Origin of the sequence: Occultella kanbiaonis (assembly GCF_009708215.1) — a bacterium.
Lineage (GTDB): Bacteria > Actinomycetota > Actinomycetes > Actinomycetales > Beutenbergiaceae > Occultella > Occultella kanbiaonis.
Map to the genome: position 1 here is coordinate 1,850,116 of NZ_CP046175.1, position 13,220 is coordinate 1,863,335.

General features: G+C 73.9%; 10 protein-coding genes. 8 read left to right on the forward strand and 2 right to left on the reverse strand.

From position 1 onward, the window contains the following. Positions 1 to 58 precede the first annotated feature (58 nt). The 7 genes from GKS42_RS08495 (at position 59) to GKS42_RS08525 (ending at position 9,951) form a co-directional block, all read left to right on the forward strand. Positions 59 to 2,182 (forward strand): molybdopterin oxidoreductase family protein, encoded by a 2,124-nt coding sequence (locus GKS42_RS08495; RefSeq protein ID WP_232847979.1) that lies wholly within the window; start codon positions 59 to 61, stop codon positions 2,180 to 2,182. Then, a complete protein-coding gene (locus GKS42_RS08500) occupies positions 2,179 to 3,825 on the forward strand; it encodes an FAD-dependent oxidoreductase (protein WP_232847980.1) in 1,647 nt (548 codons plus the stop codon). The genes GKS42_RS08495 and GKS42_RS08500 overlap by 4 nt, the downstream gene beginning before the upstream one ends. A gap of 85 nt (positions 3,826 to 3,910) precedes the next feature. Beyond that, positions 3,911 to 6,598, forward strand: a complete 2,688-nt coding sequence (gene nirB / locus GKS42_RS08505; RefSeq protein WP_154793430.1) for a nitrite reductase large subunit NirB — start codon at positions 3,911 to 3,913, stop codon at positions 6,596 to 6,598. After that, on the forward strand, positions 6,595 to 7,014 hold the full coding sequence (gene nirD, locus GKS42_RS08510) for a nitrite reductase small subunit NirD (protein WP_154793431.1): 420 nt from the start codon (positions 6,595 to 6,597) through the stop codon (positions 7,012 to 7,014). The genes nirB and nirD overlap by 4 nt, the downstream gene beginning before the upstream one ends. After that, positions 7,011 to 7,895: a uroporphyrinogen-III C-methyltransferase gene (cobA, locus tag GKS42_RS08515; protein WP_232847981.1), complete on the forward strand. Its 885-nt coding sequence runs from the start codon at positions 7,011 to 7,013 to the stop codon at positions 7,893 to 7,895. The genes nirD and cobA (GKS42_RS08515) overlap by 4 nt, the downstream gene beginning before the upstream one ends. Before the next feature lie 44 nt (positions 7,896 to 7,939). Further along, a complete protein-coding gene (locus GKS42_RS08520) occupies positions 7,940 to 9,022 on the forward strand; it encodes a uroporphyrinogen-III synthase (protein ID WP_154796609.1) in 1,083 nt (360 codons plus the stop codon). A gap of 356 nt (positions 9,023 to 9,378) precedes the next feature. Beyond that, positions 9,379 to 9,951: a hypothetical protein gene (locus GKS42_RS08525; RefSeq protein ID WP_154793432.1), complete on the forward strand. Its 573-nt coding sequence runs from the start codon at positions 9,379 to 9,381 to the stop codon at positions 9,949 to 9,951. 112 nt (positions 9,952 to 10,063) lie between these two features. Here the strand turns inward: GKS42_RS08525 and GKS42_RS08530 are convergent, their stop codons facing one another. Then, entirely contained in the window at positions 10,064 to 11,047 is a 984-nt protein-coding gene (locus GKS42_RS08530) for a zinc-binding dehydrogenase (RefSeq protein WP_154793433.1), read from the reverse strand. 82 nt (positions 11,048 to 11,129) lie between these two features. Next, positions 11,130 to 12,113, reverse strand: a complete 984-nt coding sequence (cobA, locus tag GKS42_RS08535; protein ID WP_154793434.1) for a uroporphyrinogen-III C-methyltransferase — start codon at positions 12,111 to 12,113, stop codon at positions 11,130 to 11,132. Positions 12,114 to 12,195: 82 nt separating this feature from the next. Between cobA (GKS42_RS08535) and fgd the strand changes: the two genes are divergently transcribed. Then, entirely contained in the window at positions 12,196 to 13,218 is a 1,023-nt protein-coding gene (gene fgd, locus GKS42_RS08540) for a glucose-6-phosphate dehydrogenase (coenzyme-F420) (protein WP_154793435.1), read from the forward strand. Positions 13,219 to 13,220 lie beyond the last annotated feature (2 nt).

The following is a 13,220-nucleotide window of genomic DNA, read 5'->3' on the forward strand; positions in this document are numbered from 1 at the left end:
GCAGCGTATGAGCGTCGGCACGCAGTCCCACTGTCCGTACTGCGCGCTCCAGTGCGCGATGAGCCTGACCCGTCCCGAGGCAGGGACCGGGCCGACGCCGGTCACGATCACGCCCCGGCAGTTCCCGACCAACCTCGGCGGCCTGTGCCAGAAGGGCTGGACGAGCGCCGAGGTGCTGTCCACCCCGGACCGGATCACCACCCCGCTGCTGCGTGGCGCGGACGGTGCGCTGCACCCGGCCGGCTGGGACGAGGCACTCACGGTGATCGCGAGCAGGGTCCGGGCCATCCGGGCCGAGCACGGCCCGGCGGCGATCGCGGTGTTCGGCGGCGGCGGGCTCACGAACGAGAAGGCCTACGCGCTCGGAAAGTTCGCCCGGACCGTCCTGCGCACGCCGAACATCGACTACAACGGCCGGTTCTGCATGGCCAGCGCCGCGGCCGGGGCGAACCGCAGCCTCGGCGCGGACCGCGGGCTGCCGTTCCCGCTCGCCGACCTCGCCGGGGCCGGCGCGGTCATGCTGCTCGGGTCCAACCTCGCCGAGACGATGCCGCCGTCCGTGCAGCATCTGGCCGGTGCGCGCGAGCGCGGCGGTCTCGTGGTGGTGGACCCGCGTCGGAGCACGACGGCGGCCCTCACCGGTGCCGAGGGCGAGAGTGGGGTGCACCTGCAGCCGGTGCCCGGCACGGACCTGGTGGTCCTGCTCGCGCTCACCCACGTGGTGCTCACCGAAGGGCTCGCGGACCAGGCCTACCTCGCCGACCGCACCACCGGCGCGGCCGAGGTCCAGCGCTCCGTGGCGGCGTGGTGGCCCGAACGGGCCGAAGGCGTGTGCGGGGTGCCGGCGGCGCAGCTGCGGGCCACGGCCAGGCTCCTCGCGGCCGCCGCACCGGTGCACGGGGGACCGGGTGCCTACATCCTCACCGGCCGCGGGGTGGAGCAGTCCACCCAGGGCACCGCCACGGTCACCGCCGCCATCAACCTCGCCCTGGTGCTCGGCCTGCCCGGCCGGGTCGGTTCCGGCTACGGCGCCATCACCGGGCAGGGCAACGGGCAGGGTGGACGCGAGCACGGCCAGAAGTCCGACCAGCTGCCCGGCTACCGCAAGATCGACGATCCGGCCGCCCGCGCCCACGTCGCACGGGTCTGGGGCGTGGACCCGGCCACGATCCCCGGCCCCGGCAAGCCCGCGGTGCAGCTGCTTACCTCGCTCGGCACCCCGGGCGGCCCCCGGGCGCTGTTCGTGCACGGCTCGAACGTGCTCGTCAGCGCCCCGAACGCCGACCGGGTCGCGGACCGGCTGGCTGCCCTGGACCTGCTCGTGGTGTGCGACTTCGTCCCCTCGGAGACCGCACTGCGCGCGGACGTGGTGCTGCCCGTCACCCAGTGGGCGGAGGAGGAGGGCACCATGACCTCCCTCGAGGGCCGCGTGATCCGGCGCCGCCGCGCCGTCGACGCCCCCGGACAGGCCCGCTCGGAACTGTGGATCCTCGCCGAGCTGGCCCGCCGGCTCGGCTCCGACGTGCACTTCGCGACCGACCCCGCCGCGGTCTTCGACGAGCTCGCCGCGGCCTCCGCCGGCGGGATCGCGGACTACGCCGGCCTGAGCCACGCCCGCCTCGACGCCGACGAGGCCGACGGCGGCCCCGGCCTGTTCTGGCCGGTCCCCGGCCCGGACCACCCGGGCACGCCTCGGCTGTTCCTGGACGGCTTCCCCACACCGGACGGGCGGGCCCGGATGATCGCGGTCGACCACGCCGGCCCCAGCGACGACGTCCGGCCCGACGCGCCGATCTATCTCGTCACCGGCCGTGTCCTGCAGCACTACCAGTCCGGCGCGCAGACCCACCGGGTGCCCGAGCTCGAGCGCCTCAGCAGTGAGCCGTTCGTGGAGCTACACCCCATCCTCGGCTTCCGGCTCGGCATCGCCGACGGCGACCGGGTCCGGCTCACGTCCGCACGCGGCACCATCCAGGCACCCGCCCGCTGGACCGACCGGATCCGCCCGGACACCGTGTTCATGCCGTTCCACTGGAGCGGCGCCGGCAGCGTGAACCGGATCACCACCGACGCGACCGACCCGATCTCGCACATGCCGGAGTACAAGGTCTGCGCCGTCTCGGTGACCCCGCTGCTCCCCGCCGCCGCCGAGCCGCTGGCCGCGCAGGGGGTCGCCCCGTGACCGGACGCACCAGGATCGTGGTGGTCGGCAACGGCATGGTCGGCTCCCGCTTCGTCGCCGACCTGACCGCCCGGGACGCCGACGCCGAGTTCGACGTGACCCTTCTCGGCGAGGAGGAGTACCACCCCTACAACCGGGTGCTGCTCTCCGAGGTGGTGGCCGGCAAGGTCGACCTCTCCGCCCTCGCACTGCCAGAGCCCGACGGCGACCGGGTGCGGGTCGAGCGTGGCGCCCCGGTCATCGCGATCGACCGCGCCTCGCGGACCGTGCTCACCAGTTCCGGGTCGCACCACTACGACCGGGTGGTGCTCGCCACCGGCTCGGTCGCCCGGATCCCGGACCTGCCCGGCCTCGAGGGCGACCTGCCGGCCGGCGTGCACGCGCTGCGCACCCTCGACGACGCCCGCGAGATCGTCGCGGCGACCGCGAACGCCCGCCGCGCCGTCGTCATCGGCGCCGGGGTGCTGGGCCTGGAAGCCGCGTGCGGGCTGGCCCGCCGGGGGCTCGAGGTCGCCGTGATCCACGCCGCCGGGACCGTGATGGACCGCCAGCTCGACGCCGACGCCGGCCGGGTGGCGCAGGCGTCCCTGGCCGGCCTCGGCATCGCCACCTGGACCCGGGCCAGGACCCGGCGCGTCGTCGTCGAGGACGGCCGGGTCACCGGGATCGAGGTCGACGCGGGGGAGGACCCGGTCACCCTGGCGGCCGATCTGGTGGTCCTCGCCTGCGGCACCGCTCCGGAGGTCGCGCTGGCCCGCTCCGCAGGCCTCGCCGTCGACCGGGGGGTGCTGGTCGGCGCGGACCTGGCCAGCCCCGACGACCCGAGGATCTTCGCGATCGGGGACTGCGCCCAGCCGCCCGAGGGTGGAGCCGGTCTGATCGCCCAGGGGTGGGACCAGGCCCGCCGGCTCGCGGGCCGGCTCACCCGCCCGGATCAGGGGCCGCCCACCGCGGCCCGGCCGGAGCGGCCGAGCATGGCGCTGCGGCTCAGTCTGAACACCGGGGTGGTGTCCCGCCCGGCCGTGCCCGCGTCGACGCCGGCCCTCGCCGCCGGCACCGACGTGGTCCGGCTCAAGGCCGCCGGCCTCGAGGTGGTCACCATGGGCGTCAGCGGCGCCCGTCGCAGGTCGGACTCCGCCCACCGCTCGGTGCGGCTGTCCGACCCGGCCGCGGGGCGGCATATCGAGGTGGTCGTGGCCGACGGGCTGCTCGTCGGCGCCACCTGCGTGGGAGCGCCCGACGTGGCCGCGGACCTGAGCGCCGCCTACACGCGCCGCACCCCGGTCCCCGCCGACCCGGCGCAGTTGCTGATCCGGCCCCTCGCGAGTGCCGCGGCCCCCGCGGCCACCCCGGAGCGGATGCCGGACTCGGCCACCGTGTGCCTGTGCAACGGGGTCACGAAGGGAGACATCGTGACGGCCTGCCGCGCCGGCGCCCACACCGCCGCGGACGTCGCGCGCGCCACCCGCGCCACCACCGGGTGCGGCAGCTGCAAGGAGACCGTCTGCGGCCTGCTGGACTGGCTCGGCGCGGCCGAGGGACCTACCCGGCCAACGCCGTCGGGCCGCAGCGACGCGATCTCTCACCAGGCCAGGGCGGCGAGTGAGAACAACGTTACGACCGGGCAACGGGCGGGGCACTGACGTGAAACCGCCGCCGCATAGCGTCACCGACATCGCCCCACCACTGCCGATCGGCAGCCGGTCGACGATCCCCGGAGGAGTTCTGATGAGCCAGACCGAGAACCAGCCCAAGCACCTGGTCGTCGTCGGTGGCGGCATGGTGGCCCAGCGCCTCGTCGAGGCCCTGCGCGCCCGGGACGGCGCAGGCGCCTGGCGGATCAGCGTGTTCGCCGAGGAGGCCGCGAAGCCGTACGACCGGGTGGCCCTGACCTCCTACTTCTCCGCCCGTGACCCCGAGGAGCTCACGCTCGGCGACCCGGCGTTGTGGGAGGACCCGCTCGTCACGCTGCACCGGGACTGTGCGATCACGGCGATCGACAGGGACAACCACCAGGTCACCGACCGGCTCGGGCGCACCCACCACTACGACGAGCTCGTCCTCGCGACCGGATCCAGCGCGGCGATGCCGCCGATCCCCGGCAACGACCTGCCCGGCGTGTTCGTCTACCGCACCATCGACGACGTCGCCGCCCTGCGCGGCTGGGTCGAGGACAAGCGTGCCGCCGCCGGCAAGGGGAGGTCCACCGACTTCGAGCGCCCGGTCCGCGGCGCCGTCATCGGTGGTGGCCTCCTCGGCCTCGAGGCCGCCGGCGCGCTCAAGGCGCTCGGCGCGCAGGCCACCGTGATCCAGTTCGGCACGCACATGATGGACGCCCAGATCGACCTCGGCGGCGGGCAGGCACTCAAGCGCCTCATCAACGACATGGGCATCGCCGTGCGCACCGACACCGCCACCGCGCAGATGCGCCCGTCCCGCCGCAACGGGCACGTGGGCCGGCTGGACTTCGTCGACGGCGGCCGGCTGGATGTCGACGTCGTGGTCGTCGCCACGGGCGTGCGTCCCCGCGACGAGCTGGCCCGGGCCGCCGGGCTGGACATCGGGGACCGCGGCGGCGCCGTGGTGGACCTCGGCTGCCGTACGCAGGACCCGCACGTCTGGGCGGTCGGTGAGGTCGCGTGCATCGAGGGCCGCTGCATCGGCCTCGTCGCCCCGGGGTATGCGATGGCCGAGGTGGTCGCGGACCGTCTCCTCGGTGGCGAGGCCACGTTCCCCGGCGCGGACACCGCCACCAAGCTGAAGCTGCAGGGTGTCGACGTGGCCAGCTTCGGGGACGCGTTCGCCCGCACCGAGGGCGCGATGGAGCTCGTCTGGGCGGACCCGGTGGCCGGCGTCTACAAGAAACTGGTGCTCTCCGACGACGCCCGCACCCTGCTCGGCGGCGTGTTCGTCGGGGACGCGACTCCGTACGCATCGCTTCGTCCCATGGTCGGAAGCGAGCTACCGGGGGATCCCGGTGCGTTCCTGCTGCCGGAGTCCACCGGCGGCGCGGCGAGCCTGGAACTGCCCGACGCAGCCACCGTGTGCTCCTGCAACAATGTGACGGCCGGGACGATCCGCGCCGCGGTCACCGAGCACGAGTGCACGGACGTCGCCGGCGTGAAGGCCTGCACCAAGGCCGGCACCTCCTGCGGGTCCTGCCTGCCGCTGGTGAAGAAGCTCACCACCACCGAGCTCGAACGGGCCGGCGTGGAGGTCTCCAACGCCCTCTGCGAGCACTTCGACCTGTCCCGGGCGCAGCTCTTCGACGCCGTCCGGGTCGCGGACCTGCACACGTTCAGCGAGATCATCGGCCGGTTCGGCGCCGTCGGGACTCTCGGCTCCGTCAGCGCCGCTTCCGCGGAAGCGCCCGACGGCCTGGGGCCGGGCCGCGGCTGCGACATCTGCAAGCCGGTGGTCGCCTCGATCCTGGCCTCCCTCGGCAACGGCCACATCCTCGACGGGGAGCAGGCCACCCTGCAGGACACGAACGACCACGTGATGGCGAATCTGCAGAAGGACGGCACCTACTCCGTGGTGCCGCGGATCCCCGGTGGCGAGATCACCCCGGACGGGCTGCTCGTCATCGGGCAGGTCGCCAAGGACTTCGGCCTCTACACGAAGATCACCGGCGGCCAGCGCATCGACATGTTCGGCGCCCGGATCGAGCAGCTGCCGCAGATCTGGCGCCGGCTCGTGGAGCACGGGTTCGAGTCCGGGCACGCCTACGGCAAGTCGCTACGGACCGTGAAGTCCTGCGTCGGCTCCACCTGGTGCCGGTACGGCGTGCAGGACTCGGTCGGCATGGCCGTCGAGCTGGAGCTGCGTTACCGGGGGCTGCGGTCCCCGCACAAGCTCAAGCTCGGGGTCTCCGGGTGCGCCCGCGAGTGCGCCGAGGCCCGCGGCAAGGACGTCGGCGTGATCGCCACGGACAAGGGCTGGAACGTCTACGTCGGCGGCAACGGCGGGTTCACCCCACGGCACGCGCAACTGCTCGCCGAGGACCTCGACTCCGAGGCGCTGATCCGCACCATCGACCGGTTCCTCATGTACTACATCCGCACCGCGGACCGGCTGCAGCGCACCGCGCCCTGGATCGAGGACGTCGAGGGCGGCCTCGACGGCGTCCGCGAGGTCATCATGAACGACTCCCTCGGCATCGCCGCGGACCTGGACACCGCGATGGCCGCTCACGTCGGCAACTACGAGGACGAGTGGCGGGCGGTGCTGGAGGACCCGGAGAAGCTGCGCCGGTTCGGATCCTTCGTCAACGCCCCGGCCACCCCCGACCCCGACCTGGCCTACGTGCCCGAGCGTGGTCAGATCCGCCCGGCCACCGAGGCGGAACGCGAGGCCGCCGCCGAGACCGGCGCCCCCGTCCTGATCGCCGGCGCCACCCTGGCGGTCCGCTCATGAGCGCCGCCGCCACCGCCGCGGACGAGGCGAGCACCGCCGTCGGGCTGCGTTGGGTGCGCGTCTGCCTGCTCGACGAGCTCGCGGTCGAGCGCGGGGCAGCCGCCCTCGTGGACGGCGCCCAGGTCGCCCTGTTCCGGCTCCCGGACGACTCCGTCCGGGCCGTGCAGCAGCGCGACCCGTACAGCGGCGCTAACGTCATGTCCCGCGGGATCGTCGGAACCCGGCAGGGCCGGCCCACGGTCGCGGCGCCGATGTACAAGCAGGTGTTCAGCCTCGAGACCGGTGCGTGTCTCGACCCGGTCGGCTACACCCCGCTGGACCCCGCGCACGCGCATCTGGTCACCTATTCCGTGCGGGTCACCGACGGCGTGGTGCAGGTGGGACTGCCCGACGGCGCAGCGGAGCCGGCCGCGTGAGCGCGCCGCGGGTTCGTGGTGCCGCGGGTGCCGGCACCGCCTCCGGCGGCGCCGGCCGGGTGATCCTCGTCGGCGGCGGCCCGGGCGCGCTGGACCTGCTCACCCTGCGGGCGTGGCGAGCGCTGCAGACGGCGGACGTGGTGGTGGTGGACCGGTTGGCCCCGACCGAGGTGCTCGACGACCTGCCGCCGCACGTCGAGGTCATCGACGTCGGGAAGGTGCCCGGCCACCACCGGGTGCCGCAGGAGGAGATCAACGAGATCCTCCTCGAGCACGCCCGGCGGGGCCGCGTGGTGGTGCGCCTCAAGGGCGGCGACCCGTTCGTGTTCGGCCGCGGCGGCGAGGAGGCGATCGCGTGCCGGGAGGCCGGCATCGCCGTCGAGATCATCCCCGGGGTGAGCAGCGCACTGTCCGTGCCTGCGCTCGCGGACATCCCGGTGACCCACCGCGGCACCGTGGCCGCGTTCCACGTGCTCAGTGGCCATGACGGGCTCGACGAGGCCGCCGTCACCTGTCTGAAACACCGCAGCGCTACCGTCGTCATCCTGATGGGCGTCGCGATGCTGGAGCGGATCGTGGACCAGGCGCTGGCCGCCGGGTCCGACCCCGGCCTGCCCGCGGCCATCGTCGAGAACGGGTCCACGCCGGCCCAGCGGGTCACCCGTGCGCCGCTGGGGGAGCTGGTCGTCCGCGCCGAGCAGGTCGGGGTGCGCAATCCCGCCGTGATCGTGCTCGGCGACGTCGCCGCGCCGGGCCTGCTCACGCCGGCGCCCACCGGGGACCACGGGGTGGCGGGTCGCCCGACGCGGGTGCGCTCCGGGTTCGACCCCGAGCATGCGGGTCACGACGTGGCGCCCGGCGCCCGGGTGCTCCTCGCGTGAACCGCGAGGACCTGCCGACGGGCAGGCCCGCCCTCGGTCAGGTGATGGCCGGGTGCACCGTGCTGATCACCGCGGACCGCCGCTCCGCCGAGCTCGCCGCGGCACTGACCCGGCGTGGCGCGCAGGTGCGGCACGCGCCCGCGCTGAGCATCCTGTCCAACGTCGACGACGAGCAGCTCATCGCGGACACCCGGGAGCTGGTCGAACACGCCCCGGACGTCGTGGTCGTCACCACCGGGATCGGGTTCCGCGGCTGGATCGAGGCCGCGGACGCGCACGGCATCGCCGATGACCTGCTGGCCGTGCTCGCGGGCTCGCGCATCGTGGCCCGCGGCCCGAAGGCCCGCGGCGCCATCCAGGCGGCCGGGCTGCAGGCCGACTGGGTCGCCGAGTCCGAGACCTCCGGGGAGATCGCCGACGTCCTCCTCGGCGAGGGCGTGGCCGGGCTCCGGGTGGCCGTGCAGCACCACGGCGCCGGCGCCGACGGGCTGGACGCCGTGTTCGCGGAGGCCGGCGCGGACGTGCAGAGCCTGATCGTCTACCGCTGGGGACCTGCTCCGGATCCCGACGCGGTGCGGGCCTCCGCCCGCGCCGCAGCGGCCGGGGAGATCGATGCGGTCGTGTTCACCTCCGCGCCCGGCGCGGAGGCCTGGCTGTCCGCCGCCGAGGCGGAAGGGGTCGGCCCGCAGATTGTGGCGCGCTTCGTCTCGGGGTCGATGATCGCGGCGGCAGTGGGCCCGATCACGGCCAAGCCGCTGGAGCACCGCGGGATCACCACCCTGCAGCCCGAACGCGGCCGCCTCGGCGCGCTCGTGCGGGCCCTGGTGAGCCACTACGAACAGGCCGAGACCCTCGCGCTGTGCACGGTCGTCGGGATGCTCCAGATCCGCTCCCGGGTCGCCGTCCTCGACGGCCAGGTGCTCCCGCTCTCACCGAGCGGGGTCGAGGTGCTGCGCCTGCTCGCCGGCGGCGGCGTGGTGTCCCGCGAGGCGGTCCTGGCCGTGCTGCCGGGCGACTCCACCGACCCGCACGCCGCCGAGGTGGCCATCGCCCGCCTGCGCGAGGCGGCCGGGCGGGGCCTGATCAAGACGGTGGTCAAGCGGGGGTACCGGCTCGAACTCGCCTGACGCGGCTGGTCCGATCGGCGCCGGCGCACCCGGGCCGGTCACGACTCCCGACTCCGATCCGCCACGGCCCGACTGTCCGGCTCGGTACTCTGCGCTATCCGTCGAACGGCGGGACGGGAGGTCGTGGCTGATGGACCAGGCGTCGCGGCGCTGGGACGAACCGGCATGACGCGAGGACCGAGAGCCCTCACGCCCGCGAACCGAGCCTTGGAGATGTATGAGGACGGGCGCGTCGCTCGGGAGACTCCGTCCGACGGCGAACCGGTGACGCGGAGGGACCCCGGCCCGGAACGGCCGACTCCAGACGCCGCAGGCGGGCCCGGCACCCGAAGGCGAGCGGCAGGCGATGAGTCTCGATGAGGTCCACCACCTGGCTACGGCTCGCTCCGCCACGGCCTGTCATCGCCTTCTTCTGCACAGCCGCGTCGCTGTATGTGGTCACGATGTTCTCCCTCGTCATGATCAGTGATGCGGCGTGGCCCGGGTATGCGGGCTATGGGGTCCTGATCACCGGGTTGGTCGGATTCTTCGGCGCGATCGGCACCGCGCAGGTCTACGCACAGGACGACGACATGGTGATCACGGATGTCTTCGTCGAGTCACGGATTCCCCGGTTTCTGATCGCAAATGTGGAGCGGCACAACGGGATCACCGTGCACTTGTTCGACGGGACCAGTCACGAGCCGGCCGCGTACGGAGGCTCGTTGCTTCAGAGCTTCGTTGCGAGCCGTCGATTCTCGGATGCCGGTCGCGCGATGCGGGCCTGGGTGGACGATGACCCCGGAGATCCACCAGACGGGCGGACCGTGCGCCGGCGGCTGCGGAGGTGGTGGACGACGGCGGTTCCGGCGATCCTCGTCGTTGCACAGGCGTGGGGGCTCATCCTCTGGTGGCTGACCCCGATGCTGCGGCCCTTCGTGGTCTCGTGAGCACGTGGGATCCGGCCTCCGCGATCTGTGAGGTCGTCGCTGCTCGCGCCGCCAGGGTGACATCGTGCGGCTGATGGCGCCGTTACGCCGCAGGAGCGCACGTTCGTCACCATCAGACCAGGACGACCTTGCCGGTGGTGGCGCGGGACTCGAGGTCGCGGTGGGCACGGGCGGCCTCGGCGAACGGGACCTCGTGGATCAGCGGACGCCACGTGCCGGCGGCCGCGAGGGCCAGGGCGCGTTGCTGGCGTTCGTGGATGTCCGTGATCGGCTTCGCGCCGGGTCCGACGATCGGCACCACCGTGTAGGGGGCGTCGGCCGGGACATCGGTCGCGGCGCCGGAGGCCCAGCCGTAGCCGACCAGGCGGCCACCTGAGGCGAGTAGGGACGCCGCCGCAGTGCCCGATGCGCCGCCGACGCCGTCGAACGCGACGGTCGCGCCGCCGTCGCCGAGCGCCGTGCGGGCCTCGTCGAGCCAGCCATCGGCGCGGTAGTCGAGGACGGTGAGGGCGGCCGTGTCCACGTCGCCGAGCGCCCCGGCGAGTCGGTCCGCCTTCGCCCGCCCACCGACGAGTGCGACCACCCGGGCGTCGGCCCGCAGCGCGGCCTGCACGAACAGGTTGCCCAACCCACCGGCCGCCGCGGTGATGACCACCCTGTCCTCGGGCCCGAGTCGAGCGGCGTCGAGCACGATCGTGGCCATCCGGCCGGTGCCGATCATGGCGACCGCCACGGCCTCCGAGAGCCCGTCGGGGATCGGGTGCAGCACCTCGAGCGGTGCCACGACGAGCCTGGCGTAACCTCCGCCGTCGGGCACCGCGCCCAGGTGCGCGGCGACCCGGCGACCGACCAAGGCCGGGTCCACCCCGGACCCGACGGCGGCGACGGAGCCGGCGACCTCGCGGCCCGGGATCGTCGGCAGAGCCGGCAGCGGCAGTGGGCCGGGCTCGCCGCGGCGCAGCGTCGTGTCGAGCAGGTGCACGCCGTGCGCGCGCCCGGCGATCAACACCTGGCCGACGCCCGGCTCGGGGTCGGGGACCTCGTCCAGGACGAGGTTCTCGGGTGGGCCGAAGGCGTGCAGGCGGATGGCGTCCATCGATGGTCTCCCTGTGGTCGGTGGGTCAGGACTCCAGCCAACGACATCAACAATGGTTGAGGTCAAGACCTGGGAGGTCGGCTCAGCCGCCGACCCGGACCACGTCCCCGAGCACGATGACGGCGGGGGAGGAGATCCCGGCGAGGGTCGCCTCGGCGACGGCGTCCCCGACGCTGCTCACGGTGCTCGCCTGGTCCGGGGTGTACCCGCGCTCGATCGCCGCGACCGGGGTCTCGCGGGCGAGGCCGGCCCGGAGCAGCCCGGCGAGCAGGTGCGGCAGGGTGCCGACGCCCATCAGGACCACGACGGTCCCACCGAGGGTCAGCGCTCGGGCCAGGTGGGCGTGCTCGTCGTCGGAGAGGGGGTGGTGGCCGGAGATCACGGTGAAGTGGTGCGAGAGGTCGCGGTAGGTCACCGGGATCCCAGCCGCCGCCGGCACGGCGATCGACGCGCTGATCCCGGGGACCAGCCGCGCCGGGACCCCGGCGGCCCGCGCGGCCGCGAGCTCCTCGGCGCCGCGGCCGAACACGAACGGGTCCCCGCCCTTGAGCCGGACCACCCGCTGCCCGGCGGCGGCCCGGGCGATCATCAGCTCCTCGATCTCGGCCTGCCCCAGCGGGTGATGGCCCGGCCGTTTGCCGACGTCGATCAGCTCCGCGCCGGGAGCGAGATCGGCCAGGTGATCGGTGGGCGCGAGCCGGTCGAACAGGATCACATCCGCGGCAGCCAGGGCGTGCACGGCGGCAATGGTGAGCAGGTCGTCGGCACCAGGACCGCCTCCGACGAGGGTCACCTGCCCGGCCGGGGGACCGGGCTCACGGCTGATCAGGTGCGTGCGGGCGACCCTGGCGAGCGCGTGCTCCCAGTCCGCCGAGACCTCGGCCGGGTCCAGCCCGACCACCACGAGAGCGACGCCGTCGAGCGCGGCGGGCGTGACGCCGTCGGGCATCGACGCGGTGCGCACGGAGGCGCCCGCAGCGGCGTAGCGGCGCTCGAGGCGCGCGGCCTGTTCGCCGGAGCCCAGCACGAGCACGGGCAGGCCGTCGACCTGGGTCTCGATCAGCATCCGGCGGGCTCCCTCATCGCTTGGTGGACAACATTGTCGACTACGTTTGACCTACCGCACGCCCGCCACGGAGGAACGTCCCATGCTGCCCCTGAAGCTCGGTTACAAGGCCTCGGCCGAACAGTTCGCCCCGCGGGAGCTGGTCGAGCTCGCGGTCGCCGCGGAGGCGCACGGGATGGAGAGCGTCGCCGTCAGCGACCACTTCCAGCCGTGGCGCCACGACGGCGGGCACGCCCCGTTCTCGCTCGCGTGGATGGCGGCCGTCGGTGAGCGGACCTCCACCGTGCAGATCGGCACGTCCGTGCTCACCCCGACGTTCCGGTACAACCCCGCCGTGATCGCGCAGGCGTTCGCGACCATGGGGGTGCTCTACCCGGGCCGGATCATGCTCGGCGTCGGCTCCGGTGAGGCGCTGAACGAGATCGCCACCGGCTTCCGCGGCGCCGGCGAGCAGGACTGGCCGGAGTTCAAGGAGCGGTTCGCCCGGCTGCGCGAGGCGGTCCGCCTGATGCGCGAGCTGTGGTCCTCCGACCGGGTCGACTTCGAGGGCGAATACTACTCCACGCATGGGGCGAGCATCTACGACCGGCCCGACGGCGGCATCCCCGTCTACATCGCGGCCGGCGGCCCGATGGTGGCCCGGTACGTGGGCCGCGCCGGGGACGGGTTCATCTGCACCTCGGGCAAGGGCTGGGACCTGTACACCGAGAAGCTCATCCCGGCGGTCGCCGAGGGCGCGGCGAAGGCCGAGCGGGACCCGGAGACGATCGACCGGATGATCGAGATCAAGATCTCCTACGACACCGACCCCGAGGCGGCGCTGGAGAACACCCGGTTCTGGTCGCCGCTGTCGCTGAGCGCGGAGCAGAAGCACTCGATCCACGACCCCATCGAGATGGAGCGGGCTGCGGACGCCCTGCCGATCGAGACGATCGCCGGCCGGTGGATCGTGGCCTCCGACCCGGACGAGGCGGCCGAGAAGGTGCTCGAGTACCGCCGGGCCGGGTTCAACCACCTCGTCTTCCACGCGCCCGGCCACGACCAGCGCCGGTTCCTGGATCTGTTCGAGCGAGACCTCGCGCCGCGGCTGCGCGCGCACGGCTGACC